This window comes from Leifsonia sp. SIMBA_070 (assembly GCF_046534635.1).
Classification (GTDB): domain Bacteria; phylum Actinomycetota; class Actinomycetes; order Actinomycetales; family Microbacteriaceae; genus Leifsonia.
On the sequence record NZ_JAWRYK010000381.1, the window covers coordinates 1 to 266 of the forward strand.

General features: G+C 72.2%; 1 protein-coding gene. It reads right to left on the bottom strand.

Annotated elements, in window-relative coordinates; all coding sequences use genetic code 11:
• Positions 1-134 (bottom strand): creatininase family protein (locus tag SB754_RS20755; protein ID WP_410784243.1); only part of this gene is annotated, 134 nt, incomplete at its 3' end.
• Positions 135-266: the final 132 nt, after the last annotated feature.

Sequence of the window (266 nt, forward strand, 5' to 3'; positions counted from 1 at the left end):
GGCATGTGCCGGCCGTGCTGCTCGACCGAGCCGCAGGGCAGGACGACCACCGTGCGGTCGCGGTCGAGCGCGTCGATGTCCGGGCTCGTCAGATCCTGCCAGGCGAGCGGTTGAGCGGCGGGCTCGGCGCTCACGGCAGGGGCCTCGTGAAGCTCACGGTCTTGAGCTCGCTCATCGCGACCAGCGTGTGCCGGCCGCCGATGCGGCCGACGCCGCTGTCCTTGCCGGCGTGGCCGCCGAAGGGGATCTGCAGCTCCCAGTAGTTC